The 26,747-nt window shown below is 58.9% G+C and carries 30 protein-coding genes and 1 pseudogene; 17 read left to right on the top strand and 14 right to left on the bottom strand.

Annotation, left to right across the window (positions count from 1 at the left end):
• Positions 1-4: 4 nt before the first annotated feature.
• The gene (locus ACA052_RS07260; RefSeq protein WP_008153227.1) at positions 5-901 is read right to left on the bottom strand and encodes a LysR family transcriptional regulator; all 897 of its coding nucleotides are present in this window, start codon (positions 899-901) and stop codon (positions 5-7) included.
• Between the two features lie 296 nt (positions 902-1,197).
• Here ACA052_RS07260 and speB point away from each other — a divergent pair, with 296 nt between their 5' ends.
• The 6 genes from speB (at position 1,198) to ACA052_RS07230 (ending at position 6,804) form a co-directional block, all read left to right on the top strand.
• On the top strand, positions 1,198-2,148 hold the full coding sequence (speB, locus tag ACA052_RS07255) for an agmatinase (protein ID WP_178129018.1): 951 nt from the start codon (positions 1,198-1,200) through the stop codon (positions 2,146-2,148).
• A gap of 9 nt (positions 2,149-2,157) precedes the next feature.
• The gene (locus ACA052_RS07250) at positions 2,158-2,580 is read left to right on the top strand and encodes a YybH family protein (protein ID WP_497649042.1); all 423 of its coding nucleotides are present in this window, start codon (positions 2,158-2,160) and stop codon (positions 2,578-2,580) included.
• A 54-nt stretch (positions 2,581-2,634) separates the two neighbouring features.
• Positions 2,635-4,143, top strand: a complete 1,509-nt coding sequence (locus ACA052_RS07245) for a purine-cytosine permease family protein (protein WP_497649041.1) — start codon at positions 2,635-2,637, stop codon at positions 4,141-4,143.
• A 163-nt stretch (positions 4,144-4,306) separates the two neighbouring features.
• Positions 4,307-5,686, top strand: coding sequence for a sodium:solute symporter family protein (locus ACA052_RS07240; protein ID WP_497649040.1), 1,380 nt, complete (start codon positions 4,307-4,309; stop codon positions 5,684-5,686).
• A gap of 85 nt (positions 5,687-5,771) precedes the next feature.
• Complete coding sequence (locus ACA052_RS07235; RefSeq protein WP_497649039.1) at positions 5,772-6,497, top strand: MBL fold metallo-hydrolase; 726 nt, start codon at positions 5,772-5,774, stop codon at positions 6,495-6,497.
• 55 nt (positions 6,498-6,552) lie between these two features.
• The gene (locus tag ACA052_RS07230; RefSeq protein WP_497649038.1) at positions 6,553-6,804 is read left to right on the top strand and encodes an acyl carrier protein; all 252 of its coding nucleotides are present in this window, start codon (positions 6,553-6,555) and stop codon (positions 6,802-6,804) included.
• A gap of 194 nt (positions 6,805-6,998) precedes the next feature.
• Here ACA052_RS07230 and ACA052_RS07225 read toward each other — a convergent pair whose 3' ends face one another.
• Together ACA052_RS07225 and ptrR are read right to left on the bottom strand one after the other, a co-directional pair.
• Complete coding sequence (locus ACA052_RS07225) at positions 6,999-7,127, bottom strand: PA1414 family protein (RefSeq protein WP_007914492.1); 129 nt, start codon at positions 7,125-7,127, stop codon at positions 6,999-7,001.
• 139 nt (positions 7,128-7,266) lie between these two features.
• Complete coding sequence (gene ptrR, locus ACA052_RS07220; RefSeq protein ID WP_497649037.1) at positions 7,267-8,160, bottom strand: putrescine utilization regulator PtrR; 894 nt, start codon at positions 8,158-8,160, stop codon at positions 7,267-7,269.
• Positions 8,161-8,263: 103 nt separating this feature from the next.
• Between ptrR and ACA052_RS07215 the strand changes: the two genes are divergently transcribed.
• Positions 8,264-9,445 carry an MFS transporter gene (locus ACA052_RS07215; protein WP_497649036.1) on the top strand — a complete coding sequence of 394 codons (1,182 nt, stop codon included), beginning with the start codon at positions 8,264-8,266 and terminating at the stop codon, positions 9,443-9,445.
• On the opposite strand, the gene ACA052_RS07210 is transcribed toward ACA052_RS07215, so the two are convergent.
• From ACA052_RS07210 to ACA052_RS07200, 3 genes are all read right to left on the bottom strand, one after another.
• Positions 9,390-10,322, bottom strand: coding sequence for a DMT family transporter (locus ACA052_RS07210; protein ID WP_497649035.1), 933 nt, complete (start codon positions 10,320-10,322; stop codon positions 9,390-9,392). The genes ACA052_RS07215 and ACA052_RS07210 overlap by 56 nt on opposite strands.
• A 165-nt stretch (positions 10,323-10,487) precedes the next feature.
• The gene (locus tag ACA052_RS07205; RefSeq protein WP_497649034.1) at positions 10,488-10,880 is read right to left on the bottom strand and encodes a DUF2177 family protein; all 393 of its coding nucleotides are present in this window, start codon (positions 10,878-10,880) and stop codon (positions 10,488-10,490) included.
• 127 nt (positions 10,881-11,007) lie between these two features.
• Positions 11,008-11,844, bottom strand: coding sequence for a CvfB family protein (locus ACA052_RS07200; protein WP_157710135.1), 837 nt, complete (start codon positions 11,842-11,844; stop codon positions 11,008-11,010).
• A gap of 350 nt (positions 11,845-12,194) precedes the next feature.
• Between ACA052_RS07200 and ACA052_RS07195 the strand changes: the two genes are divergently transcribed.
• The 3 genes from ACA052_RS07195 (at position 12,195) to ACA052_RS07185 (ending at position 14,243) form a co-directional block, all read left to right on the top strand.
• On the top strand, positions 12,195-12,383 hold the full coding sequence (locus tag ACA052_RS07195) for a PFL_1563 family small protein (protein ID WP_017337097.1): 189 nt from the start codon (positions 12,195-12,197) through the stop codon (positions 12,381-12,383).
• 209 nt (positions 12,384-12,592) lie between these two features.
• Positions 12,593-13,309 carry a TorF family putative porin gene (locus ACA052_RS07190; RefSeq protein WP_497649033.1) on the top strand — a complete coding sequence of 239 codons (717 nt, stop codon included), beginning with the start codon at positions 12,593-12,595 and terminating at the stop codon, positions 13,307-13,309.
• A 64-nt stretch (positions 13,310-13,373) separates the two neighbouring features.
• Positions 13,374-14,243, top strand: a complete 870-nt coding sequence (locus tag ACA052_RS07185) for a DUF6279 family lipoprotein (protein ID WP_497649032.1) — start codon at positions 13,374-13,376, stop codon at positions 14,241-14,243.
• A gap of 101 nt (positions 14,244-14,344) precedes the next feature.
• Here the strand turns inward: ACA052_RS07185 and ACA052_RS07180 are convergent, their stop codons facing one another.
• Entirely contained in the window at positions 14,345-14,734 is a 390-nt protein-coding gene (locus ACA052_RS07180; RefSeq protein ID WP_497649031.1) for a transcriptional regulator, read from the bottom strand.
• 178 nt (positions 14,735-14,912) lie between these two features.
• On the opposite strand from ACA052_RS07180, the gene ACA052_RS07175 reads away from it, so the two are divergent.
• From ACA052_RS07175 to ACA052_RS07165, 3 genes are all read left to right on the top strand, one after another.
• The gene (locus ACA052_RS07175; protein ID WP_497649030.1) at positions 14,913-15,647 is read left to right on the top strand and encodes a DUF899 domain-containing protein; all 735 of its coding nucleotides are present in this window, start codon (positions 14,913-14,915) and stop codon (positions 15,645-15,647) included.
• 132 nt (positions 15,648-15,779) lie between these two features.
• Positions 15,780-16,247 carry an AraC family transcriptional regulator gene (locus ACA052_RS07170; RefSeq protein WP_497649029.1) on the top strand — a complete coding sequence of 156 codons (468 nt, stop codon included), beginning with the start codon at positions 15,780-15,782 and terminating at the stop codon, positions 16,245-16,247.
• Between the two features lie 296 nt (positions 16,248-16,543).
• A complete protein-coding gene (locus ACA052_RS07165; RefSeq protein ID WP_497649028.1) occupies positions 16,544-16,816 on the top strand; it encodes a hypothetical protein in 273 nt (90 codons plus the stop codon).
• A gap of 160 nt (positions 16,817-16,976) precedes the next feature.
• Here ACA052_RS07165 and ACA052_RS07160 read toward each other — a convergent pair.
• Positions 16,977-17,222 (bottom strand): annotated as a pseudogene (locus ACA052_RS07160) (S-layer family protein); the annotation flags it as partial.
• 210 nt (positions 17,223-17,432) lie between these two features.
• Here ACA052_RS07160 and ACA052_RS07155 point away from each other — a divergent pair.
• Positions 17,433-17,708, top strand: a complete 276-nt coding sequence (locus tag ACA052_RS07155) for a hypothetical protein (protein WP_497649027.1) — start codon at positions 17,433-17,435, stop codon at positions 17,706-17,708.
• A 101-nt stretch (positions 17,709-17,809) separates the two neighbouring features.
• On the opposite strand, the gene ACA052_RS07150 is transcribed toward ACA052_RS07155, so the two are convergent.
• Positions 17,810-19,156, bottom strand: coding sequence for a DEAD/DEAH box helicase (locus tag ACA052_RS07150; protein WP_008153197.1), 1,347 nt, complete (start codon positions 19,154-19,156; stop codon positions 17,810-17,812).
• A 193-nt stretch (positions 19,157-19,349) separates the two neighbouring features.
• Between ACA052_RS07150 and ACA052_RS07145 the strand changes: the two genes are divergently transcribed.
• Positions 19,350-20,648: a mechanosensitive ion channel family protein gene (locus ACA052_RS07145; RefSeq protein ID WP_497649026.1), complete on the top strand. Its 1,299-nt coding sequence runs from the start codon at positions 19,350-19,352 to the stop codon at positions 20,646-20,648.
• A 123-nt stretch (positions 20,649-20,771) separates the two neighbouring features.
• Here the strand turns inward: ACA052_RS07145 and ACA052_RS07140 are convergent, their stop codons facing one another.
• On the bottom strand, positions 20,772-21,416 hold the full coding sequence (locus tag ACA052_RS07140) for a hydrolase (protein ID WP_497649025.1): 645 nt from the start codon (positions 21,414-21,416) through the stop codon (positions 20,772-20,774).
• Positions 21,417-21,575: 159 nt separating this feature from the next.
• On the opposite strand from ACA052_RS07140, the gene ACA052_RS07135 reads away from it, so the two are divergent.
• The gene (locus tag ACA052_RS07135) at positions 21,576-22,463 is read left to right on the top strand and encodes a LysR family transcriptional regulator (protein WP_497649024.1); all 888 of its coding nucleotides are present in this window, start codon (positions 21,576-21,578) and stop codon (positions 22,461-22,463) included.
• 15 nt (positions 22,464-22,478) lie between these two features.
• On the opposite strand, the gene ACA052_RS07130 is transcribed toward ACA052_RS07135, so the two are convergent.
• The 4 genes from ACA052_RS07130 to ACA052_RS07115 form a co-directional block, all read right to left on the bottom strand.
• Positions 22,479-23,327 carry a mechanosensitive ion channel family protein gene (locus ACA052_RS07130; protein WP_497649023.1) on the bottom strand — a complete coding sequence of 283 codons (849 nt, stop codon included), beginning with the start codon at positions 23,325-23,327 and terminating at the stop codon, positions 22,479-22,481.
• A 103-nt stretch (positions 23,328-23,430) separates the two neighbouring features.
• Positions 23,431-24,297, bottom strand: coding sequence for a carboxylate/amino acid/amine transporter (locus ACA052_RS07125; protein WP_497649022.1), 867 nt, complete (start codon positions 24,295-24,297; stop codon positions 23,431-23,433).
• A 325-nt stretch (positions 24,298-24,622) separates the two neighbouring features.
• Positions 24,623-25,222: an FMN-dependent NADH-azoreductase gene (locus tag ACA052_RS07120; protein WP_497649021.1), complete on the bottom strand. Its 600-nt coding sequence runs from the start codon at positions 25,220-25,222 to the stop codon at positions 24,623-24,625.
• A gap of 214 nt (positions 25,223-25,436) precedes the next feature.
• A complete protein-coding gene (locus ACA052_RS07115; protein ID WP_497649020.1) occupies positions 25,437-25,766 on the bottom strand; it encodes a 3-phosphoglycerate kinase in 330 nt (109 codons plus the stop codon).
• Positions 25,767-25,815: 49 nt separating this feature from the next.
• Here ACA052_RS07115 and ACA052_RS07110 point away from each other — a divergent pair, with 49 nt between their 5' ends.
• Positions 25,816-26,739: a PA3225 family LysR-type transcriptional regulator gene (locus ACA052_RS07110; RefSeq protein WP_497649019.1), complete on the top strand. Its 924-nt coding sequence runs from the start codon at positions 25,816-25,818 to the stop codon at positions 26,737-26,739.
• Positions 26,740-26,747 lie beyond the last annotated feature (8 nt).

The following is a 26,747-nucleotide window of genomic DNA, read 5'->3' as shown; positions in this document are numbered from 1 at the left end:
TCCTTTAGGCGGCCTGGTTCAGTTGTGCCTTGAGCAAGTCGCGAAAGGTCTGGATCAGTGGTTCGCGACTGCGGCCACGGCGCACGATCATCGAAAACGGCGCCTGATATCCGAAGGTTGCCGGGAGCAACACGCGCAAATCGCCCTTGTCCGCCCAGGCCTGGGCATAGTGCTCCGGCAAGTAACCGATGTAGGCACCGGACAGCACCAGAATCAGCTGCGCCTCCATACTTTCTACCGTCGCCGCACTGTGCTTGAAACCGTGGCGTGCCAGTTCGGCCTGGCTCCAGTAACCACGGCCGACCATGCGCTGCTGGGTGATGACTTGCTCGGGGATGCGCCGCTCGGTGAACAACGGATGGCGGCTGCTGCAATACAGCCAATGCTGTTCGCGGTACAGCGGCATGTAGACCAGGCCGCTCATGCGCGTGGAAAACGCACCGATGGCCAGGTCGAGACGGTTGTCCTGGACGCCGAGCTGCAATTCGTAAGGGCTCATGACGGACAAATGCAAATGCACGGCTGGGTGTTCCTGGCTGTAGGCGCCGATGGCCTCGGCAAACGGCAAGGCCTTGTCGCTGACGGTGGAGTCGATGACGCCGAGGTTCAGCGTGCCACGCAGCTCGCCCTTCAACGCTGCCGCATACTGTTCGAACCCTTCAAGTTCGCCGAGCAGGCGCAAGGTTTCCTGATGGAACAGCTCACCTTTGCTGGTCAGGCTGAAACCGCCACGGCCGCGATGACAGAGCACCAGGCCGAGGGCCGCTTCGAGCTGGCTCATGTAGGTACTGATGGCCGACGTCGAGAGGTTGAGCTCTTGCTGGGCGTTGGCGAAACCCTGATGACGAACCACGCTGACGAAGATGCGCAATAGTTTCAGGTCGGGTAAAGCGTTGGCCATGGGGCACTCCAAACACCGGACGGGTTTCAACTGAATCGTGGGCTGCTTCTGTAGGAGCTGCCGAAGGCTGCGATCTTTTGATCTTTAGCGGTTACATGGCTGCAAAATCGAGATCAAAAGATCGCAGCCTTCGGCAGCTCCTACAGGGTCAACTTCGATCTCAAGGGGTGAAGTCTATCGTCGCTCTCGCCATTAGTTTAGAAAAATCTGAACTAAGTATTTGCCCGTAGCGATTCTTCGCCGCCACTACATTTTGCAGAATCGGCCCCTAATACAAAAACGATGAGGCCCTACCCGTGGACAAGATTCTTCACCAACCACTGGGCGGCAATGAAATGCCGCGCTTCGGCGGCATCGCCACCATGATGCGACTTCCCCATTTGCCAACCGCTGCCGGCCTGGACGCTGCCTTTATCGGCGTTCCGCTCGACATCGGCACCTCGCTGCGTCCGGGCACCCGTTTCGGGCCTCGTGAAATCCGCGCTGAATCGGTGATGATTCGCCCGTACAACATGGCCACCGGTGCTGCACCGTTTGACTCGCTGTCGGTCGCCGACATCGGCGACGTAGCGATCAACACCTTCAACTTGCTGGATGCCGTACGGATCATCGAAGAATCCTACGACAACATCCTCGAACACGATGTGATCCCGCTGACCCTGGGCGGCGACCACACCATCACCCTGCCGATCCTGCGTGCCATCCACAAGAAGCACGGCAAGGTCGGCCTGGTGCACATCGACGCCCACGCCGATGTGAACGATCACATGTTCGGCGAGAAAATCGCCCACGGCACCACCTTCCGTCGCGCTGTCGAAGAAGGCCTGCTGGACCCGGACCGCGTTGTACAAATCGGCCTGCGCGCCCAGGGCTACACCGCTGACGACTTCAACTGGAGCCGCAACCAGGGCTTCCGTGTGGTTCAGGCTGAAGAGTGCTGGCACAAATCCCTGGCACCGTTGATGGCTGAAGTTCGCGAGAAAGTGGGCGGCGGTCCGGTGTACCTCAGTTTCGACATCGACGGCATCGACCCGGCTTGGGCGCCGGGTACCGGCACCCCGGAAATCGGTGGCCTGACGACCATTCAGGCGATTGAAATCGTTCGCGGCTGCCAAGGCCTCGACCTGGTCGGCTGCGATCTGGTAGAAGTCTCGCCCGCTTATGACACCACCGGCAACACCTCGCTGCTGGCCGCCAACCTGCTGTACGAAATGCTCTGCGTACTGCCTGGCGTGGTCCACCGCTGAGGATTGACCATGACCGAACGCGATCAGGTTCTGCAAGCTGCCGCCGATCTGGTGACAGCCTTTACCCGTAATGATCGCGAAGCCTACTTCGGCGCTTTCAGCGCCGATGCGAGCTTCGTGTTCTACACCCTCGAACAGCCCCTCCTGTCGCGCGATGACTACCAGGCGTTGTGGGACAGCTGGCGCTCGGAGGATGACTTCGAAGTGCTTTCGTGCACTTCAAGCAACGCTTTCGTCAGCCTGCAAGGTGACGTGGCGATTTTCATCCATGACGTGGCCACCGAGCTGCGCATGCAAGGGAAGCAACACTTCAGCCAGGAGCGCGAGACGATTGTTTTCAAGAAACAAGCGTCTGGCCAAGAACAACAAGGCCAATGGCTGGCCTGCCACGAACATTTGTCCGCCATGCCGGAAGGGCTGCCAACCCCTTAGCCAAACAGGTGACGCTCACACACGATGAGCGCGCCTTTATGATCGGAGCTGATCATGAATAACAACAACAACGACCAAAGCCTTACGCAAATTGAAACCTACGGGGTCGAACAAATCCCGGACAACGAACGCACCGCAGGCCCGACGGACTTGTTCCGGATGATCTTCGGCGGTTCCAACACCTTTGCCACCGCCGTGCTCGGCAGTTTCCCGGTGCTGTTCGGCCTGTCTTTTCAGGCGGGCGTCCTGGCGATTGTGCTCGGTGTGTTGCTGGGTTCGCTGATCCTCGCGCCGATGGGCCTGTTCGGCCCAATCAATGGCACCAACAACGCCGTGTCTTCCGGTGCGCACTTCGGCGTGCACGGGCGGATCGTCGGTTCGTTCCTGTCGCTGTTGACCGCCATCGCCTTCTTCTCGCTCTCGGTGTGGAGTTCGGGTGATGCGCTGATTGGTGGTGCCAAACGCTTGATCGGTCTTCCGGAAACCGACCTGACCCTGGGCCTGGCCTATGGTCTGTTCGCGATCCTGGTACTGACGGTTTGCATCTATGGCTTCCGTTTCCTGCTGTGGGTCAACAAGATCGCCGTGTGGAGCGCCAGCCTGCTGTTCCTGCTAGGCATCTTTGCCTTCGCCGGGCCTTTCGATGTGAACTACGCCGGCACCGTCAGCATGGGCCAACCGGGTTTCTGGGCCGCCTTCATCGGTGCTGCTTTGGTCGCGATGAGCAACCCGATTTCCTTCGGTGCGTTCCTCGGCGACTGGTCGCGCTACATCCCGCGTGACACCTCCAAGCGCCGGATCATGGCGGCGGTGGTGATCTCGCAGATCGCGACCTTTATCCCGTTCCTGTTCGGCCTCGCCACCGCCACTATCGTAGCGATCAAGGCGCCGGACTACATCGCGGCCAACAACTACGTCGGCGGTCTGCTGGCGGTGTCGCCGAGCTGGTTCTTCCTGCCGGTGTGCATGATTGCAGTGATCGGCGGCATGTCCACCGGCACCACCTCGCTGTATGGCACCGGGCTGGACATGTCCAGCGTATTTCCTCGGGTGCTGTCGCGAGTCAAGGCCACGTTGCTGATCGGGGTGATGTCGATTGCCTTCATCTTCATCGGGCGCTTTGCGGCAAACCTGGTGCAAAGCGTGTCGACCTTCGCCGTGCTGATCATCACCTGCACCACCCCGTGGATGGTGATCATGATCATCGGTCTGCTGGTGCGTCGCGGCTTCTACTGCCCGGATGACCTGCAAGTGTTCACCCGTGGCGAGAAAGGTGGTCGTTACTGGTTCACCCACGGCTGGAACTGGCGTGGCCTGGGTGCCTGGATCCCGAGTGCAGCCGTCGGCTTGTGCTTTGTGAACCTGCCGGGGCAGTTCGTCGGTCCGCTGGGCGACCTGGCTGGCGGTATCGACATCAGCCTGCCGGTCACCCTCGGCCTGGCGTCGCTGGTGTACCTGGCGCTGCTGAGCCTGTTCCCGGAATCGGCGGCGGTGTTCGGCCCGAACGATTCGCGCAGCAAGGTTGACATCGCGACTCAAGCGAATGCACGCCAAGTAGCCTGATACCGAAATACCTGTGGGAGCGAGCCTGCTCGCGAAGGCGGCTGCACATCCAGTATTGATGTGACTGACAGACCGCATTCGCGAGCAGGCTCGCTCCCACAAAAGCTGCACCACAGAAACGCTTTTGTTTCACCATAAAAAAGACAATCGGAGACACGCCAACATGGCATTGGATTTATTCGTCGTACTCATCTACGCCGCCGCGATGCTGATACTCGGCTACTACGGCATGCGCAAAGCCAAGACCAACGAAGACTTTCTGGTCGCCGGTCGTAACCTCGGCCCGAGCCTGTACATGGGTACCATGGCCGCCACCGTCCTGGGCGGCGCGTCCACCGTCGGCACTGTGCGCCTGGGCTACGTCCATGGCATCTCCGGCTTCTGGCTCTGCGCCGCACTGGGTTGCGGGATCGTGGCGCTGAACCTGTTCCTCGCCAAACCGCTGCTGAAACTGAAGATCTACACCGTTACCCAGGTCCTGGAAAAACGCTACAACCCGATGGCCCGCTCCGCGAGCGCGGTGATCATGCTGGCGTATGCGCTGATGATCGGCGTTGTCTCGATCCTGGCCATTGGCACCGTGCTGCAAGTGCTGTTCGGCCTGCCGTTCTGGGTGTCGGTATTGCTCGGCGGTGGCGTGGTAGTGATCTACTCCGCGATCGGCGGCATGTGGTCCCTGACCCTGACCGACATCGTCCAGTTCGTGATCAAGACCGTGGGCCTGATGTTCATCCTGCTGCCAATCTGCCTGTACCGCGTTGGCGGTTGGGATCAGTTGGTGTTGAAACTGCCGGCAAGCGCCTTCAGCTTCACCACGATTGGCTGGGACACCATCATCACCTACTTCATGATCTACTTCTTCGGGATCCTGATCGGCCAGGACATCTGGCAGCGCGTGTTCACCGTCAAGAGCGCCAAGGTTGCCCAGGTCGCCGGTACATTCGCAGGCTTCTACTGCATCCTTTACGGCTTGGCCTGCGCCCTGATCGGCATGGCCGCTCACGTGTTGATCCCGGACCTGGACAACGTCAACAACGCCTTCGCCGCCATCGTCAAACTGTCCCTGCCGGATGGTATTCGTGGCCTGGTGATTGCCGCTGCCCTGGCCGCCATGATGTCCACCGCCAGCGCCGGCCTGCTCGCCGCTGCCACCACCCTGACCGAAGACCTGCTGCCGAAACTGCGTGGCGGTAAACAGTCGACCCTGGGCATGAACCGCCTGTTTACCCTGTTGACCGGCATCGTCGTACTGGGCATCGCTCTGGTCGTGAATGACGTGATCAGCGCCCTGACCCTGGCGTACAACTTGCTGGTGGGCGGCATGCTGATCCCGCTGATCGGTGCGATTTTCTGGAAACGTGCCACCACCGCCGGCGCTATCGCCAGCATGGGCATGGGCTTCGCCACGGCGCTGGTGTTCATGTTCAAGGACGGTCTGGACGCCAACACCCCGATCTACTACAGCCTTGGCGTAGGTCTGGTGAGCTTCGTGCTGGTCAGCCTGGTGTCTCCTCGCCCGGCAGCGGTGGCCAGCGCCGCCTAAGCTGAACATAACGACTTGATGCTTTCTTCGACGGGTGCGGCGTCGGTTGCCACACCCGTTTTTTTTCGCCTGAAGGAAACTGCTTATGAAGATTGTCAGCCGCGACCAGTGGTTCGAGGTCAAACAGCTGAGTGACGGCATCCGCTTGATTCACGAGCCGTACATCCGGCCGTTCTATCGCTGCAACCTCTGGCACATCCAGGGCCGCGACAAGGATGTGCTGCTGGACAGCGGCTCGGGGTTGGTCAGCTTGCGCGAGCAACTGCCGTGGATCACCGAACGGCCACTGGTGGCGGTGGCCAGCCATTGCCATTTCGACCACATTGCCGGGCATCACGAGTTTCCTGAACGCCTTGTGCATCCGGCCGAAGCGCAGATCCTCGCTTCTCCGGACGGTGAGAACACATTATCGACGGCGTTTGTCGGCGACGAGATGTTCGAGGCGCACCCTGATTGCCCGTTGTGCTACGCCGAATATCGGGTAAAAGCCGCACCCGCGACAGGGATGATTGAAGAAGGTGACGTGCTGGACCTGGGCGATCGCGTGCTGCAGGTGCTGCACACACCGGGGCATTCGCCAGGTGGCATCAGTCTGTACGAAGCGGCCACCGAGACGTTATTCAGTGGCGACATCATTTACGACGGGCCACTGATCGAAGACGCCTACCACTCCAACCTCGACGATTACGCGCGCAGCCTGCAACGCTTGCATGCGCTGCCGATCCGTACGGTGCATGGCGGGCATTTCGGGAGTTTTTCCGGGGAGCATATGCGTACGATGATTGACCAGTGGCAACGCCTGCACAGCTGAAGCCTGCTGTACTCAGACGCAGGGACAACAACAATAACGCCCTCGAAGAACAACCATGAGAAGAGCCGCCGTTCGCGCCGCCGTACACCGCTTTATCAGCCACCTGCTGGAAAGTCAGGATGACTTCGACGATAACGCCAGCTTGCAGGATTTAGGGTTGGATAAAGCGGACATTGAAGACCTGATCTTCCACCTGGAAGATGAGATGGGGTTGACGGCGTTCACGGCGGAGGAAGATGAGATGCTCAAGACCGCGAGGACCGCGAATGACTTGAGCCGGTTTTTGATTGAGATTGGGCGGCATTGAATCCGCCCACTGCCTGGAATTTACCTGCGTTCCCGTAGCAGCTGCCGAGGCTGCGAGGCTGCGTCCGGCTGCGAAGCAGTCGTAAACCCTACATGCAGCAATGTCCTGATAGATCACGTCGCCTGATTTCACGACTGCTTCGCAGCCGAACGCAGCCTCGCGGGCTCGGCAGCTGCTACATAGCTGCGTCGCGATTACCGGCGGCGCTGCTGGCGTCGGCGTTGCTCGTCGTCAGTGCGAATAGGCACGGGTTGCAGAGGTGGTTCGATCAAACCGAGTGCAACACCCAGGTCGTGCAGCCAGTTTTGGATTTTCTCTTTCATGGTGCCCCCTTCAGGGTAGTGCCGAGCGGCTTAAATTCTGTGGCCCCTTCGCACTGATAATAGTCCGAAGTCCTACGCAATGCTCGACCAAATCCGCAATGATCTGTTACTGAATTGAACAAAATACCTGACCGTTAGTTCAAGCAATTTCCCGAGCCTGAATCGGCGCCGAGGGAAATACCGCTTGTTGCTGCTCAATCCACGCATTCAGATTGGCCCCAACCATGCCCTTGCGCCACATCAGCCAGGTCGTTGCCTTGGCAAACGGCTCGGCCAACGGATGCACTGCGACGCTTTCACGGCCCGGCAGGCTGGCGAGCATCGACTCAGACATCAGCGCCACACCCGAGCCGGCAATCACGCAGGCGAGCATCCCCGGATAGGATTCGATCTCCATCGCCCGCCCCATTGCCGCGTGGTCGTGGGCAAACCAGGCTTCCAGGCGCATCCGGTAGGAACATCCCTGGCGAAAGGTGAACACCGACCGCCCTTCCACATCCAGCGCACTGCGCACCGGCGGGTGATCGGCCTCGCTGATCAGCACCAGCCGTTCGTCGCACAACGGCACGCCATCGAGCCCCGCCAGTTCCAGCGGGCCATCCACCAACGCTGCATCGAGGCGACCGGTGAGCAAACCTTCAAGCAATTCGCCGCTGGGCCCGGACTGCACCTGCAGGTTCACCGCCGGGTAAGTGCGGTGATAGCGGGCCAACAACCCTGGAAGGTGAATGGCCGCGGTGCTGTACATGGTGCCGAGCACGAAGTCGCCGGCCGGTTGCCCGCCTTGTACCGCCGCCTGGGCTTCATCGCGCAGATTGAACAGCTTGGCGGTGTAGTCCAGCAGGACTTTTCCCGCAGGCGACAACAGCAAACGCTGACGCTCACGAACGAAAAGCACTACACCCAGCTGCTCTTCGAGTTGTTTAAGCCGCGTCGACAGGTTCGACGGCACACGATGCAAGCGTTCGGCCGCGCGGGTAATCGAGCCCTCCTCCGCCACGGCCTGGAAGATCCTCAATTGGCTGAATTCCACGACATTCTCCAAATAAGAACAAGTTACTCACTATTATTCATTTTTAAAGAAAGTCAATCAGTCCTAGCCTGACGGTCATTGATCCTCTGTCGGAATTCAGACCATGTCTCCTCTGATTCGCTTACTCGCCAGCTTTATCGCCCTGATGATGGCCATGGGCATCGGGCGCTTCGCCCTCACGCCGCAAATGCCGCACCTGCTCAGCGAAGGCCAGATCGACCTGACTGCCGCCGGTCTGATCGCTGCCGCCAATTACCTGGGTTACTTCGTCGGTGCCGTGGATGCGATGTTTTCCCGACGGCCCGAGCAAGTCCGTCGTCGCCTGTTGGGTGGTTTATGGTTGTGTGTCTTGTTGACCCTGGCTTCGTTCTGGGCCAACGGTTTCTGGTCCCATCTGGTTCTTCGGTTCGGCACTGGCGTGGCCAGCGCCTGGGTGCTGGTGATGATCACTGCGCTGAGCCAACCGCTGGCCGCAGCGGCGGGTCGCCCACGACTCGGTGCCCTGGTCTTTGCCGGACCGGGCCTGGGGATTTTCCTGACAGGACTGTTGGCCCTGGGCTCGAACCTGCTGGGTCAAACCTCCGCGACCTTGTGGCTGGTGTATGCAGGTGTCGGGCTGGCGATGCTGCTGGGCATTCTGCCGTTCCTGCCACAACCCGCCGCCACCGCAGCTGTCGCCCCCACCGTCCCGACCTCCGGCAATCAAGGCATCGCCCGCTTAGGTGTGATCTATGGGCTGTACGGCCTGGGCTACATCATCCCCGCCACGTTCCTTTCGCAAATGGCCAACGCGCAGTTCCATGGCCAATGGCAGGCCGACTTGTTCTGGCCCTGCTTCGGCCTCGCGTCGGCCATTGGTGTTGTGCTGGTCAGTCTTCGTCGACACAACCCGAACGCTACACGTCACTGGCTGGTAGCAACGTTGTGGCTGCAAGCGGCGGGTGTTTTCGCTTGCCTGTTGGGCAGCGGTCCGGGCCTGGCGCTGGGGGTGATCCTGTGCGGCACTCCGTTCCTGGCCTGCATGCAACTGGTGATGCAACGCTCGCGGGAACTGGCGCCTCATGCCACGCAGCGCAACGCTGGACTGCTGACGGCGTGCTTCGCCGTGGGCCAGCTCGCCGGGCCGTTATTGGCCGCAACAAGCAGCCATTTCAGTGGTGGCTTACAGCCTGCGCTGGTGTTCGCCGGCAGCGGTTTGCTCATCGCTGGCGGCCTGTTGTTCCGTCCGGTCAATGCTGGCCGAGGGCTTTGCGCAACCGACGGCGCACCCACTGCTCAGCGCTGACAAACGTGATGCCCAGCAACACCAGGACGGCACCAATGATGAAGTTGAGGCTCAGTGCTTCACCCAGCAATAGCACGCCGAACGTGACGCCGAACAACGGCGTCATGAACGAAAACACCGCCACATTCGCCGCCAGATAGCGGCGCAGCAGCCAGAACCAAACCAGGTAACTGAAGAACGACACCACCAGTCCCTGGAACAGCACGCTCGCCACCGCCACCGCGGTCAGGCTGACGCGAGTCACTTGACCGCTGAGAATGGCGATCAGCAGCAGCCCCACAAAACCGACGATCAGTTGATAGAACAAGGTGAGTGTCACCGGCGCTTCCGACAGCCGCGAGGCGCGTACTACCACGGTAGTCGCGCCCCACGCGGCCCCGGCCAGCACGCCCAGGGCATCGCCCATCAACATGCGGTGATCGAGGTTGTCCCAGGACACACCGCCGGCAAACGCAATGGCAATGCCGAGAAAGGCGAGGACAATTCCCAGCCACTGCACCGGTCTTAAACGTTCACTCGGCAACAGCCAATGAACGCCCAACGCGGTAAAGATGGGTGCGGTGTAGAGGAACACCGACATGTGCGCCGCAGTGGTCAGTTGCAAACCTTCAGAGATGAAGAAGAATTCCACGCCAAACAAGGCGCCCGCGAGCAACCCGCCTCGCCACGTGTTGGGGACCTGATCCCAACCACCCTTCCAGCAGATCAGCAATCCTACGAGCAACGCGGAAATACCCGACCGCCCGACCGCCTGCATCACCGGCGCAATATCAGGTGCGGCCCACTTGATCATAACTTGCTGAATGCCCCAGATCAGGCACAACCCGATCATCACCTGCAGGGCAAACCCATCGGCGCTACGCCGGGCGGCGCTCACCGGAATACCTCGACAACACAATCCATGGCAGTGACTCGACAGTAAAAGCAAAGCCCCGACCGGCTTGTTGAACCAACGGCGCCGGGGCGAAAAATTATGCTGTCGATTATTAACCAGATGGCCAGAAAAGAGAGCCTGCAAGAGACCTTTAAATCATCAGGACCGTCACAGCGCCTTGCGCGCAGCCCAATACCCAATGCTGCAAGCCACGCAGGTTGCCAACGTGCCCCACGCCATGTCCATCAATGCCAACTGCGCCGACCATCCTTGCAGCGTCGCCCAATTGCTGAGGTCGTATGTGCCGTAAGCCACCAGGCCCAGCAAGGCGCCCCGGCTGGCAACCCGCTGCCAGCTGTTTGCCGGAAGGATCACAAACACCACGCAACCCACTGCATAGAGGAGATAGAACGCGGCTGCCGGGGCCAGCAGCGGTTGGTCGAGCATCAGCGAACCGAGCAGCGCCCGATACGTCGGGGCCATCAGCACGCCGAGCCACAGGCCGTCGAGCACGAGAAACGCGAACAAGGTGCCCGCGTAGGCAAACAGCGCTTTTTTCATCAGACCCCAACCTCAAGTGGACCCTTGTAGGAGCTGCCGCAGGCTGCGATCTTTTGATCTTGTCCTTTATAAAATCAAGATCAAAAGATCGCAGCCTGCGGCAGCTCCTACAGGGGATTGAGTGAGGTCAGCTTAGTTCAATGCGATCAGCATGAATGACGATCTGGCCGTTCTTGTACAAGGCACCGATGGCCTTCTTGAAGTTGCCCTTGCTGACGCCAAACATACTGCTGATCACCGTCGGATCGCTTTTGTCGCTGACCGGCAGGCTGCCGTTGTTTTCGCGCAACTTGGCGAGAATCTTCGAGTTCAGGCTGGTGGCTGCTTCTTCGCCCACCGGTTGCAGGCTCAGGCTGATCTTGCCGTCGGCGCGGACTTCCTTGATAAAGCCCTTCTCTTCTTTACCGGCGCGCATGAACTTGAAGATTTCGTTCTTGTGGATCAAGCCCCAATGCTTGTTGTTGATGATCGCCTTGAAGCCCATATCGGTCGCTTCGGCAACCAACAGATCAACTTCCTGACCAGGGGTGTAGTTAGCCGGGGTCTTGTCCAGATAACGGTCCAGGCGTGCCGTCGCGGTGATGCGGCGGGTGTGCTTGTCGAGGTAGACGTGCACCACGCAATACTCGCCAGCGGTCATCTGACGCTTTTCTTCGGAGTACGGCAGCAACAGATCCTTCGGCAGGCCCCAATCCAGGAAGACGCCGATGCTGTTGACTTCAACGACTTTCAAACTGGCGAATTCACCGACTTGAACTTTCGGCTTTTCGGTAGTTGCGATGAGTTTGTCATCGCTGTCCAGATAAATAAAAACGTTGAGCCAGTCTTCATCTTCGCTGGGAATATCTTTGGGAATATAACGATTAGGCAGGAGGATTTCGCCATCCGCGCCACCGTCCAGATATAAACCGAAGTTAGTGTGTTTAACCACTTGCAAACTGTTGTAACGCCCGACTAAAGCCATTTCCAATACCCTCATTGCGTGGCGGCATTCTACCCGGTTTTACCGGCAGTGTTCGGTGGCCAGCCCGGTGGCGATAGAAAATCCTTGGCAGGCCTTGATTTTCCTGGGCTATGTGCACACGCGAGAGCCACTCGTCAGACCGATCCGGCAGCGCTGACCAGTCCCCGCCGAACCGAATACGATTTTTTCAGGCGAATGTTCTTATTTAAAACAGCAGCTTAGCCGGATAATTAATTCCGAGATTGTTGAATAATCGAGAGATCGCCTCAGCAGTTTCAGAGGGATATTTACCAAGCAATTGTCAAGTATTTCCTGTACGATGCCTGGCCAAGTTAATTTTCTACAGGTTAATGGCCGCCATGCGTGTAAAAGCATCCAACAGCAAAGCAAAGCCAGCTCCAGCCGTTGAAACCAGCGAATCGATCAACAACCAGATTGCTGCGTTCCTCAAGTCCGGCGGTGAAATCCAGCAAATTGCCAAAGGCGTCAGCGGCCAGACGTTCGGCCCGTCCAAGCAGATCACCCTGGGCAAGAAGTAACACCCAGCGTTAACTGGTCCACAAGCGCTTTGAGCTTCGAAGCGCCTGGACTGGAATCCTCCTCGCAACACCCCGTCAAACACATCCATATTTCAAAAATCGACGAACGGCCATCGATGCCGAGCATTCGCCGGTATGCTTGCACACGTCTAGATCAAGCGTTTCAGTAGTTTTTCGGTTACTGCGGCGCACTGCTCATGGAATGACGCATGCTCAAACCCTCTCTCATATTGCTCGGCACCCTGCTGTCGTGTTCGGTCGCCAATGCGCAAATCTTTCAGCGTGAATTGGGCGACTTCGATCTCAAACTCGGTACCACGCCCAGCCGCAGCATGGCTCAGGGGCTGGTCAAACCGTCCACAACCGGTTCGTTCCACGGAGGCCTCGACCTGAGTCACGACAGTGGCTTTTACATGGGCCAATGGGCCCCGAGCATGGGGTTGAGTCCCGGGAAAAACCTTGAAGTCGATTCCTACATGGGCTTTAAACAACCTTTTGATCAAACCCTCGGCTACGAAGTCGGCATGATCCGCTACAGCTACCCGAAAGTGGAGACCCTCGACAGCCAGGAGCTTTTTGGCGGCCTGACCCTGTTGGGCAGTCGTTTCGGCGCAGCCTTCAGCAACGACCCTGATAAGCAGAACAGCACCGTGTTCGCCGACCTCGGCGGCAATCAACCGTTCGGCATTGGAATCAGCATGAAATACACCACCCACCAGCTCAACACGCCGGTGTCCGTGGACGGTGGTTATGTCGCAAGTTTTACAGATTGGTCAGTGCAATTCTCGCGGCCCTTCATGGGCATCGATCTCGACCTGATCTACAGCGGTTCCAGCTTGAGCGGCAGCGACTGCTCCGCCTATTCCGGGCACAACAGCCAGTGCGACGGCCTGGTGACCCTCAAGGCCGAACGCGCGTTCTATTGATCGGCTGAACTGCCGGGTTCATCCTGCGTTCACATGAGAACCATGCTTTCGCAAGGACTCGCCCATGTCGCGCTGGCTGAAACGTTTCGTTTTTCTCATCATCTTGAGTCTTGCCCTCGGTGCGTGCAGCCGTATGGGCCTGGCCTACCGCAATCTCGACGTGATCATTCCCTGGACGCTCAGCGACTACCTGGACATGAACGGCGAGCAGAAAGGCTGGTTCAATGAACGCCTCAAGGAACACCTGAGCTGGCACTGCACCACGCAACTGCCGGGCTACCTCGACTGGCTGGACCGCTTGCAGGTCATGGTCGAGACCAATCAGGTCACCGATGCCGCGCTGCAAACCCGCACCCAGGAAGCCAAACAGGCGATCGCCCAGACCGCGCGGGAAATCACCCCGTCCGCCATTGAGTTATTAAAGGGGCTGGATGACCAGCAAGTGGCGGAAATGAACGACGCCTTTGCCAAGGACCAGCGCAAACGCCAGGAGGCATACCTCAAGCCGCCCCTTGCTCAGCAGATCAAGAAGCGCGGCGAGCGCATGGAAAAGCGTCTGGATGACTGGCTCGGCCCGCTCAGCGTCACGCAACAGCAACGGGTCGTTTCGTGGTCGACCGCGTTGGGTGACCAGAATCAGCAGTGGATCGCCAATCGCGCCCATTGGCAGAAGCAGTTCAGTGCGGCGGTAGCGCAGCGTCAAAGCCCGGAATTCCCACAGCGAATAGAGACGCTTCTGGTGAATCGCGAGAGTTTATGGACGCCGGAATACCGTCAGGCCTACGCTAACACCGAAGCCCAGGCACGCGGATTGATCGTGGATTTGATGGCCGAGAGTACACCGGCCCAGCGCCAGCGGCTGTTGAAGAAGATTGAGGGGGTGAGGAAGGATTTCAGCGATTTGAAGTGTCTCAAAGCTCTGAAGCAAGGATAAAAAACAAGATCAAAAGATCGCAGCCTTCGGCAGCTCCTACAGGTGTACACAACACCCTGTAGGAGCTGCCGAAGGCTGCGATCTTTTGCTGTCTCTACAAATCAGGCAATCTGCGCCTTCGACGCCACTTCATCAAACGTCACTTCATCCAGCGCATCCTCCTGCTCATCCAACACCTGCCGAGGATGATCATTACCCGGAATGCTGCTGTCGATCAGGCTCAATAAACTCGAGCCCCGCGGCGTCAAAATGTAATTGGAGCCCGTGCCGCCCTGTTCCTCAGGCCGGGGCTCGATGTAGCCACGCTCCAGCAGTAATTTTTCGTACTCGCCGGCCACCGCTTTCAGGTGATCCAGGTTTTCAGTCTGCTCGCCCTCGGAAGATTTCTCGGCCGCGTACTGCTCGGCATAAGGCCGTGGCGTGAAGCTGCTTTCACCCTTCTGCACTTCGTGCAGCAAGCGTTCAATCAAATCCCAGTTATAAGTCGTCATCCTGATTCAACCTCCAGTGCCCGTGATTGAGATGGCCTTCTTAAGTTGTGACCGACGCCATGCGCAGCCGTTCACCCGCGGTTTTTACCGGTATCGACCGGTGGCATGTCGAAATGGGTGCAGGCCAAACGACTAGGCTGTGTAAGTCACCTCCCAGCACCCCGCAGGAGAAAACGCCATGAAGATTCAGAATCATCCGGTCGTGTCCCGAAAAGAGTGGCTCGCCGCCCGAAAACAACACCTCGAGCACGAAAAAGCCTTCACCAAGGAACGGGACAGACTCAGCGCCGAACGCCGTGCATTACCCTGGGTACAAATCGACAAGGACTACCATTTCCAAGGTCCCAACGGAGAGCTGAAACTCGCCGACCTGTTCGGCGGCCGTAGCCAGTTAGTCGTCTACCACTTCATGTTCGGCGAAGGCTGGGACGAAGGCTGCTCCGGTTGTTCGTTCCTGTCCGATCACATCGATGGCGCCAACCAGCACCTGGCCCACCATGACGTGGCCGTGGTGGCGGTTTCCCACGCGCCGTTTGCCGAGTTCCAGCCATTCAAACGACGCATGGGCTGGAAATTCGACTGGGTGTCGTCAGAAGGTTGCGATTTCAATTACGACTTCGGCGTCTCGGCCCGAGCCGAAGAGGTCGCCGCCGGCACCGCCACCTACAACTACGAAAAATCCGACGGCGCAGAAGAAGAACTCCCCGGCCTCAGCGTGTTTTATCGCAACGAAGGCGGCGAGATTTTCCATACCTACTCGACCTATGCCCGAGGCCTGGACTTGCTGGTCGGCGCCTACAACTACCTCGACCTGACGCCCAAAGGCCGCAACGAAGAGGAAATCATGGAATGGGTGCGGCATCACGATCGATATGAAGACAAGACATCGTCCAGCTGCTGCCATGGCGGATAAACCTTCACAACCAAGCCTTCCTGTATGGACACAGTTCCGTGAACACCATAGCTCCCTGTGGGAGCGGGCTTGCCCGCGAAGAGGCCCTACCGACCAACACAAAAACCACCAACTAAAACCCAGGCCTACCCAATGAACGTCACCTTAAAAACCCTACCCCCAGCCCGCATCGCCTACCTGCGCTACACCGGCCTCTACGGCCCACAAATCGGCACCTTCTGGCGCGAAACCGTCGCCCCATGGATGAGCGAAAACAACCTGCTCAACCGCGTACGCTACGGCATCGGCCACGACGACCCCAGCACCACGCCACCGCAATACTGCCGCTACGACGCCTGCGTCGAAGTGCCCGCCGACTTCGAGCCCAAATACCCGTTCGCCGTCACCCACCTGCCCGGTGGCCGCTACGCCGTCGCCCACTTCAAAGGCCCGGCCAGTGAAATCCCGGCGGCCTGGGGTGAGTTTTGCGCGAAGTGGATGCCCGAAAGTGGCTTGGCCTACGACCAGCGACCAGGTTTCGAACGTTATCCGGTGGAGTATTCCTACGACGCGAACGCGGATGTAATAGAAATGGACCTGTGCATAGCGGTGAAAGACTGATCACTCCAAACCCTGTGGGAGCGAGCCTGCTCGCGATGGCTGACTTACATTCACCATGGATGCTGACTGATACACCGCTTTCGCGAGCAAGCTCGCTCCCACAAGGCTCCGTGTTGGTCTGCAGAATGCATCAAGCATCCTACTGCAACAGCGCAAATGCCCTACACCAAACTCAGAACTCGCGACCTGTAATGCCTGAACGATAAAGCTTATAGTCATGCCGTCCGCCCAAAAGGCGACCGGGTTTGGCGACCTGATAAACAGAGAGTCCTCATCAATTAAAAGAGACTCCAACTATGAATAGATACATGCCCCTCACCGGAATCGACCTGATCCCGGCCTCCCTGCTCATCGACACCGAAGCACCACTCGACGTCCTGCAAGCGACCGCCGACTACCGCATCCGCACCGTTACTCAAGTTCTGGAAAACATCGCCTTCCGCGCAGAAATCGGCTGTGACACCGTCGTGCTGTCCGACTTTTCCAAACTGTTGGCCATCCCTCTTCGAGATGGCTGCGACTTGATGGATGTTATCGGTATACGCCTGCGAGCGCAGGCTATGAAGTGAAATGAAAACGGGCGACCTGTGGGTCGCCCGTTTTAACTTGCGCAGACTTATTTGCAAAATGTAGGCGTGGAACCCAGCAGCTATCTTGTGTAGGCCCGAACTCACTAAAAACTTTACTTAGGAATGATGATGGGGATCATCACCGGTGAAGGTGGCGCGGTCCGGCGATCAGGGTGATGTCGTTACCCGCAATCAGTGCCCCGGTCGGACCAAGGCGACCATCGGCCTGGGCCAGGTACAGCACCGGCACCAGGACTTTTTCGCCATTCACTTCGTGCTCTTCGAGCCAGACGATGTCGTGGGTCAGGGCCGCGACTTGTTGCGAGGTCAGGCTGACACCCATCGACAGATTGAGTGCGTCCTTGCTGGCGATGGCGTTGTTCATCAGGTACTTGAACAGGCCTTCGGTCTTTGGCCGCCGTGATCGAGACGTTGCCACCAGCCTGGATGACGGCGTTGCGAGTAGTGGTTGTACTGGCCGCACCGGTGTTGTCCTTGGCGATTTCTATGTCATCGCCACGGCGGCATTTCCTAAAAGCAGAAGGCAACGTGTGAACTTTCAGCAACCCAAAGCCTCAACCGAATAACCCGCCTTAACCGGAACTGAGGCCCATCTATGAAAACCCTGCTGAAAATCACCCTAGCTGCCACCCTTGCTTGCGCCCTCCCCGTTTGGGCCTGCACTCCCGAGGAAGCCACCGCCAAGCGCGAACAATTGGCCAAGGAAGTGGCCAAGCTCACTGAGCAGAATCCGAAGAAGGCCAAGGAGATCAACGATGAGTTGCAGAAGATGGATTTGGGGACGGCCAGTGCGGATTTGCCGGATAAGTGTCAGTTGATTGATCAGCGCATCAAGGAGTTGGAGACGGCGGATAAGAAGGCCGAGGGTTAATAGCAGATCAAAAGATCAAAAGATCGCAGCCTTCGGCGGCTCCTACGGACATAAAAAAACCGGACATTTGTCCGGTTTTTTTATGGGGTCGCTACAGCGCGTTATTCAGCCGCCGGCGCTTCCGGCTTGCGGCGCTTGAGCGGTGCCATGCCGTCTTTGCTGACCAGCGACAGGGCGTCGGTCTTCGGGCGGTTGGCGATCTTGCGCTTGGTTGGGGCCTTGGCGCCGGTTTTCTTCTTGTCGCCCTTGGCGTCGACCTTTTTCTTCTTCACGCCAACGGCTTTTCCCGAAGCCTTGACCTTTTTCGGTCCGCCGTAGGTGCCTTTGACTTCCTTGATGGTGCGGCGCTCGAAGCTCTGCTTGAGGTAGCGCTCGACGCTCGACATCAGGTTCCAGTCGCCGTGGCAGATCAGCGAGATGGCCAGGCCATCGTTGCCGGCGCGACCGGTGCGGCCGATGCGGTGAACGTATTCGTCGCCGCTGCGCGGCATGTCGAAGTTGATCACCAGGTCCAGGCCTTCCACGTCGAGACCGCGAGCAGCAACGTCGGTGGCAACCAGGATTTTCACGCCGCCCTGCTTCAGGCGGTCAATGGCCAGTTTGCGGTCTTTCTGATCTTTGTCACCGTGCAACACGAACGCTTTGTATTCCTGCGCCACCAGGCGGCCGTAGATACGGTCAGCCATGGCCCGGGTATTGGTGAACACGATGGCCTTCTGATAGGTCTCGTTGGCCAGTAGCCAGTTCACGATTTGTTCTTTGTGCTGGTTGTGGTCAGCGGTGATGATCTGCTGGCGGGTCGTCGCGTTCAGGTCACTGACGTTATTGAGCTGCAGGTGCTCAGGGTTGTTCAGCACCTTGGCGACCATTTCGCGCAAGCCCGAACCGCCAGTAGTGGCGGAGAACAGCATGGTTTGCTGACGGTTGGTGCACTCTTCCACCAGGCGCTGCACATCTTCGGCGAAGCCCATGTCGAGCATGCGGTCGGCTTCGTCGAGGACCAGGACTTCAACTTCTTTCAAGTCGAGGTTGCCGGCGTTCAGTTGCTCGATCATCCGGCCCGGCGTGCCGATCAGGATGTCCGGCACCTTGCGCAGCATGGCGGCCTGGACCTTGAAGTCTTCACCGCCGGTGATCAGGCCGGACTTGATGAACGTGAACTGGGCGAAGCGCTCGACTTCCTTGATGGTCTGCTGGGCCAGTTCGCGGGTCGGCAGCAGGATCAGGGTCTTGATGCTGACACGGACTTTCGCCGGGCCGATCAGACGGTTGAGGATCGGCAAAACAAAAGCAGCGGTTTTGCCGCTACCGGTTTGCGCAGTCACCCGCAGGTCACGCCCTTGGAGCGCCAGCGGAATAGCCGCTGCTTGCACTGGCGTTGGCTCGACAAATTTAAGCTCGGCCACGGCTTTGAGCAGGCGTTCGTGCAGGGCGAATTGGGAAAACACGGGTGCTACCTCGAAGAAATACAAAAAAACAGCTGCATAGGGTACCGGTTTCGGGCGCGTAGGCCGAGTTTCTTTATGCAAACGGCAGTAAACAGTGGCTTTTTTGTTGCCTGATTTGTCCCCGACCGTAATACAAAGCGGCTTAAATGCTCTAATCGCCCTGTCGCGTCCTATAGAAGAATCGTTTCTGCCCATGGATATCAAACAGCTCTGGCTCAATGCCCAAGACCTTTGGGGTGCGCTCGATCAGCACCCGCTCCTGCATTCCACCCTGGCGCTGATGGTGCTGCTGGCGATTGCACTGGTCCTCGGACGAGTGGCGCGTTATCTGGTCCTGCACGCCACCAAATTGCTCGGTCGCCAACCGGCCTTGCACTGGGTCAACGATTTGCGTCACAACAAGGTCTTTCATCGACTTGCGCAGATGACGCCGTCCCTGGTGATTCAATTCGGCCTGCACTTGGTGCCGGAGTTGAGCAAGACCAGCCTGAACTTCCTCGGCAATATGGCGCTGGCGTTCACCATTCTGTTCCTGGTGCTGGCCGTCAGCGCCCTGCTCAATGCCATGCTGGACATTTACGCGCGCACCGAACACGCCCGCACACGGTCGATCAAAGGCTATGTGCAGCTGGCGAAAATGGTCTTGTACGTGTTTGGCGCGATCATCATCGTCGCTACGCTGATCGACCGTTCGCCGCTGTTGCTGCTGTCGGGCCTGGGCGCGATGTCCGCGGTGATTCTATTGGTCTACAAGGATACGCTGTTGTCGTTCGTGGCCAGCGTGCAACTCACCAGCAATGACATGCTGCGGGTCGGCGACTGGATCGAGATGCCGCAAGTCGGCGCCGACGGGGACGTGGTCGATATCACGCTGCACACGGTCAAGGTGCAGAATTTCGATAAGACAATTGTGTCGATTCCGACCTGGCGCCTGATGTCCGAGTCGTTCAAGAACTGGCGCGGCATGCAGCAGTCGGGTGGGCGACGGATCAAGCGCAGCCTGTTTATCGACGCCAGCGGTGTGCGCTTCATCCGCGATGACGAGGAGCAGAAGCTGTCCCAGGTGCATCTGCTGACCGACTACATCGGCCGCAAACAAGCCGAGCTCAAGGCCTGGAACGAGGCCCAGGGGAATGTGGCGGCGATGTCGGCCAACCGTCGGCGAATGACCAATATTGGCACCTTCCGCGCTTATGCACTGGCGTACCTGAAGAGTCACCCCGAGATTCAGCCGAATATGACTTGCATGGTGCGGCAGATGCAGGCCACGGCCCAGGGGATCCCGCTGGAAATCTACTGCTTCACCCGCACCACGGCGTGGGCGGATTACGAGCGGATCCAGGGGGATATTTTCGATTACTTGCTGGCGGTGCTGCCGGAGTTTGGCTTGAGTCTGTATCAGCAGCCGAGCGGCGGCGATCTGAGGGCTGGATTACTCCCGGCGGTGTTAGGCGCAAGCCATATCCCCGAGCCTGAAAAACACATCATGTAAACCTGCATTACCTAGTAGGAGCGAGGCTTGCCCGCGAAGGCGGTGTGTCAGGCAACATTGATGTCGACTGACACACTGCCTTCGCGGGCAAGCCTCGCTCCTACGGGTGGCGGCGTATCGGGTTTATTTGGTCTGACGCTGCGGCGCCTTGTGCACCATGGTGTAGGCGTAATCAACACCCATGCCATACGCGCCGCTGTGTTCCAGCACCAGGCTCATCACCGCTTCGTAAGTGTCCTTGTGTGCCCAATCGCGTTGGTACTCAAGCAACACTTGTTGCCAGGTCACCGGCACCGCGCCGGCCTGAATCATCCGCTGCACCGACATGTCGTGCGCTTCTTTCGTGGTGCCGCCAGAGGCGTCGGTGACGATGTACACCTCGTAGCCTTCCGCCAGGGCTTCCAGCGCCGGGAAGGTCAGGCAGACCTCTGTCCAGAGCGCGGCAATGATCAACTTCTTGCGACCGGTGGCTTTCACCGCGTCAACCAGTGCCTTGTCTTCCCAGGAGTTCATCGAGGTGCGCTCGATCGGCTTCTGGTCCGGATGCACGGCCAGCAACTCGGGCCAGATGTAACCGCTGAAGCTTTCGGATTCCACCGAGGTGTAGATGGTCGGCACGTTGAAGATCTTGGCCGCTTTGGCCAGGCCAACGGTGTTGTTCTTCAAGGTCTGGCGATCGATCGACTGCACGCCGAACGCCATTTGCGGCTGGTGATCGATCAGGATCAGGGCGGAGTTGGTTGGGTTGAGCAATTCACGAATAGACATGGCGCGTTCCTTTTGATGTCGATAGTTCGAATGAGTAATGGGTTAGTCGACGTTGCCGCGAGAGGCTTTGTCGTCGGCTTGGATGTCACTTTAGGGGCTAGCCACAAAAGGGACAATTCCCTAAAATAGAGAATAATTGATTCTAAAAAAGGGACAATCATGGATCGCATCGAATGCATGCGCGCCTTTGTCGTCACGGTCGGCGAGAACGGCTTCGCCGCCGCTGCACGGGCAATGGATGTGCCGCGATCAAAAGTCAGCAAACAGATTCAGGCGCTGGAGGAAGCCATCGGCGTGCAATTGCTGCAGCGCACCACCCGCAGCCTGCACTTGACCGAGGCTGGCGCCGAATACTTCGACGCGGCTCGGGAAGTACTGGCATCGCTGGACGAGGCCGAGCAGCGTGCGCGCAATGGTATTGGCGAGTTGCGTGGGGTGCTGCGGGTCAATGCCCCCATGTCGTTTGGGCTGCGCCGACTGGGGCCGTTGATTCCGCTGTTCCATGAACAACACCCGAACATCGAACTGCAACTGGTGCTCAGCGACCAGCAGGTTGACCCGGTGCGGGGTGGTTTCGACGTGACGATCCGCATCGCCAGCATGCCGGACTCGACGATGATTGCCCGGCAGCTGGCACCCGCTCCGCGGATTATGGTGGCGTCTCCCGCTTATCTGGCACGCGCAGGCACGCCGCAGACCCCGCAAGACCTGCGCACCCATCAATGCCTCAACTATGGGTATCTGCAAAGCGGCGTCAGCCTGCAGCTGTGCAACGGCAAGGAAACCCAGCGGGTCAATGTGACCGGGCCGTTGCACGCCAACAACGGCGACCTGCTGGCCCAGGCAGCCGAAGCCGGCATGGGCATTGCGCTGCTGCCCAATTTCATCGTCGAGGATGCCTTGGCGGCCGGTCGGCTGGTGCCAGTGATGTGTGAATGGCAGGCGCCTGCGATCACGATTAACGCGGTTTACCCTTCGGCACGCCGGGTTCCGCAAAAGACCCGGACGTTTATCGAGTTCCTGGTGGCGCAGCTCGCAGAGAAATGAAGCGGCGCCCAGGGCTCAACCGGCTTGCTGCTGGACGATCACCGTCTGCGTCGGCATCGGCGCCGGGAAACCGGCCTCGCCGAGGGTATCCTTGATGGTGCGGTTGGTATCAAAGTAAACCTGCCAATAGTGCTCGTTGTGGCAGTAAGGACGCACCGCCAACACCGGACCGACCAGGTTGAACTCTAAAATCTCAATCTCCACCGCAGGCTCGGCGAGCACATTGGGGATCGCGGCAATGTGTTGCTTGAGCAAGGCTGCCGCCGCTTTCCAGTCGGCCGCGCCAGACAGCTGGGCTTTGAGTTCGACGCGGCGGAACGGGTTGTGGGTGAAGTTCTGGATGTTGTCGCTGAAAATCTTGTTGTTACCGACCAGCGTCAGCACGTTATCCGGCGTATTGATCGCGGTCGCGAACAGGCCGATTTCCGTGACCGTACCCGTGACCCCGCCCGCGCAGATAAAGTCGCCGACCTTGAACGGGCGCAAGACGATAATAAAAGCGCCTGCCGCCAGATTGGCCAGCAACCCCGACCAGGCCAGACCGATCGCAAGACCGACCGCAGCCAGCAGCGCGGCGAACGTTGTGGTCTGCATGCCCAGGTAGCCGAGAATGCCGATCACCAAAATGATATTCAGCGTCACGGTAATGGCGGAGCCGACATAGCGCAGGACGGTCGGGTCGACTTTCTGCCTGCCCAGAGCCCGCTGCACCATTCCGACAGCAAATCCTATCAGCCAGCGCCCGACGATCCAGAAGGCGATTGCGGTGAGCATCTTCACCGCGAAAGCGGCCCCATATACTTGTACCGCGGCAATCAACGCGCTGAACTTCGCGGTGGTCACGTTAACGATCGTCTCGTCCATGGCAAGGGCTCAAAGGAGAGGAATGGATCCAAAGACACTAGCACACCCCCTACGCCCCGCCAGTCTATAGGCCTCACGGCGTACATGGCTGACTCCCCAGGGGTCAGGTCAGCGCCAAAGGCTTTCGTACACCCAACCGGCTGATCCAGACCGCCATCAAGATCACCGACCCACCGAGAAACAACCGCCCGAGCTCTTCATGCTGATTCCAGATCAGCAGATTGATCAGCAACCCCACCGGCACGTGCAGGTTGTTCATCACCGCCAGCGTCCCGCCGTTCACCAGACAGGCGCCCTTGTTCCACCAGTACAACCCCAATGCGGTCGAGACCAGGCCGAGGAACACCAGCACACCCCACTGAAGCGGTGCTTCGGGCAGGAAATTCTGTTTGCCGAACAGCAAAAACGCGGGCAATGCCACCGCCAATGCGCCCAAGTAGAAGTAGCCAAAACGCCGGTAATGCGGCAGGTCGCTCGGATGGCGCGCGACCAGGTGCTTATAAAGTACCTGCCCGGCGGCATAGGTGAAGTTGGCCAGTTGCAGCAGCAGGAAGCCCATGAAGAAATCCGGGTTGATCCGGTCATAGCGAATCACCGCCGCACCTGTGATCGCCACCAGTGCCGCGACCAATGCCCACGGATTGAAGCGGCGGTTCAGCGCGTCTTCGATCAGCGTCACATGCAGCGGCGTGAGGATGGTGAACAGCAACACTTCCGGCACCGTCAGCACCCGGAAGCTCAGGTACAGGCAGACGTAGGTCACGCCGAACTGCAGGGCACCGATCAGCAGCATGCCGCGCATGAAGGCCGGTTCGACCTGACGCCAGCGGGTCAGCGGAATAAACACCAGGCCCGCCAGCACCACCCGCACCAGCACGGCGAAGTAGCTGTCGACATGACCTGCCAGGTATTCGCCGATCAAACTGAAGGAAAACGCCTGAATCAGCGTGACAAAAAGTAGATAGCCCATGCTCGCCTCGTTTTGGATGGCGGCGACGATAGCGGGTTTTGTCCATTATCGCGACAACACGCAGGTCCCTGTAGGAGCGAAGCTTGCTCGCGATGGAGTGTCAGTTGGCACAATGCTGCCTGACACTCCATCGCGAGCAAGCTCGCTCCTACAGTTCGTGCCGTTCACAAAATCGCAGGCAAAAAAAAGCCCGATCTCGCTAAAGCGTTCAATCGGGCTACTGCACTCAGGAGCAACAAGTGCAAAGGGAGGTCGATGCGCGTACAGGCTTGAAGGGTTGCGCCAGGTCACTTGAACATCAAGGGATTATCTGGCGATTAAAGCCTCAAGCGACCTGAGAAAGCTTGGCGTTGGCCTGGTTCAGGCCTTTCTCCTGGAAGTCGCCGCCCAGGTTCATGCCTTCTGCGTGAATAAACGTCACGTCGTGAATCCCGATGAAGCCCATGACCTGACGCAGGTAGGGTTCCTGGTGATCGGCGGGGCTGCCGGCATAGATCCCGCCGCGAGCCGTCAGCACGTAGGCGCGCTTGCCGCTGAGCAAACCTTGAGGACCGGTGTCGGTGTACTTGAAGGTCACACCGGCGCGCAGCACGTGGTCGAGCCAGGCTTTAAGGGTGCTCGGGATCGCGAAGTTGTACATCGGCGCAGCCATGACCAGCACATCGGCGGCCAGCAGTTCGTCGGTCAACTGATTGGAGCGTTCCAGGGAGGCCTGTTCGATGTCGTTGCGTTGTTCGGCGGGTTTCATCCAGCCGCCCAGCAGGTTGATGTCCAGATGCGGCACCGGGTTGACGGCGAGGTCACGTACGGTGATCTGGTCATCGGGGTGGGTGGCTTTCCACTGGTTGATGAAGGTCTGGGTCAGTTGACGCGAAACCGAGTCTTGCTGACGGGCGCTGCTTTCGATGATCAGAACGCGTGACATGGGATGTAGGCTCCATCTGAGAATGCTGTAAGTCGATGGAGTGAAGGTTAAACAGAGTCATATCGATGAAAAAGCGCAAATAACTGCTATAACCCATCAACAAATTCGTTTATAAGCGCAGCATCCCTTTATAAGAGCGAGCTTGCTCGCGGTGGAGTGTCAGGCAACATTGTGTCGACTGACACTCCATCGCGAGCAAGCTCGCTCCTACAAGTCATTTCGGGGTGCAGGTCAGGTCGATGCGCATCTTGATGATGGTACGGGTGAATTTGGCGGTAGCGTTCGTGTGTTTGCCGGCAAGCACTTCGATCTTGCGGGTGCGCGGCGCTTCCGGACCATTGTTGAACACCACTTTACAGATCGCATCGGTGCTGCCGAAGTTGTTGACCTGAATCGAGGCGATGTCGTTATCCGTGTCGTACGCGTTGTAGTCGATGCTCAAGCCGTTCAGCTGCTTTTGCACGTCGACCGGATACGCAGACGCCGTCAGCGGCAATAGCGCCAGCAGTACACAACCCGATACCACACAACAAAGCTTTTTCATTCAGCAGTCTCCAATAAGGGCTGCCAGCTTAGGACAAGAGGAGCTATTCATGAAAGCGCCCCGCGTGACCCTTGATCAATGGCGAACGCTTCAGGCCGTGGTCGACCACGGTGGTTTCGCCCAGGCCGCCGAGGCGCTGCACCGTTCGCAATCGTCGGTGAGCTACACCGTGGCGCGCATGCAGGACCAGTTGGGTGTGCCGCTGTTGCGCATCGACGGCCGCAAGGCGGTGCTGACCGAAGCCGGTGGCGTGTTGCTGCGCCGCTCCCGGCAACTGGTGAAACAGGCCAGCCAACTGGAAGACCTGGCCCACCACATGGAACAAGGCTGGGAAGCGGAAGTGCGGCTGGTGGTCGATGCCGCGTACCCAAGCGCTCGCCTCGTCCGCGCGTTGACCGCGTTCATGCCACAAAGCCGTGGCTGCCGGGTGCGTCTGCGCGAGGAGGTATTGTCGGGCGTGGAAGAAGTGCTGCTCGAAGGCGTGGCGGACCTGGCCATCACCGGTTTCAGCATTCCCGGTTACCTGGGCGCAGAGCTCAGCGACGTCGAATTCGTGGCGGTTGCCCATCCGGAACATTCCCTGCACCGGCTGAATCGTGAACTGAGTTTCCAGGACCTGGAAAGCCAGATGCAAGTGGTGATCCGCGACTCCGGCCGCCAGCAGCCACGGGACGTCGGCTGGCTCGGCGCCGAACAGCGCTGGACCGTCGGCAGCCTCGCCACCGCCGCGACATTTGTCAGCAGCGGCCTGGGTTTCGCCTGGTTGCCTCGGCACATGATCGAACGCGAACTCAAGGAAGGCACGCTCAAGCTGCTACCGTTGGATCAGGGCGGCAGTCGCAACCCGAGCTTTTATCTGTATTCGAACAAGGACAAACCGCTGGGGCCGGCGACGCAAATTCTCATCGAACTGCTGCGCACGTTCGACACGGCGCCGCTGGATGCACCTTTCGCTGCCCCTGAACAAGCCTGACACGGAGT

The organism is Pseudomonas sp. LBUM1644 (assembly GCF_059716195.1).
Note: the sequence above shows the minus strand (reverse complement) of the source record. Positions and strands in the feature narration are given on the sequence as shown.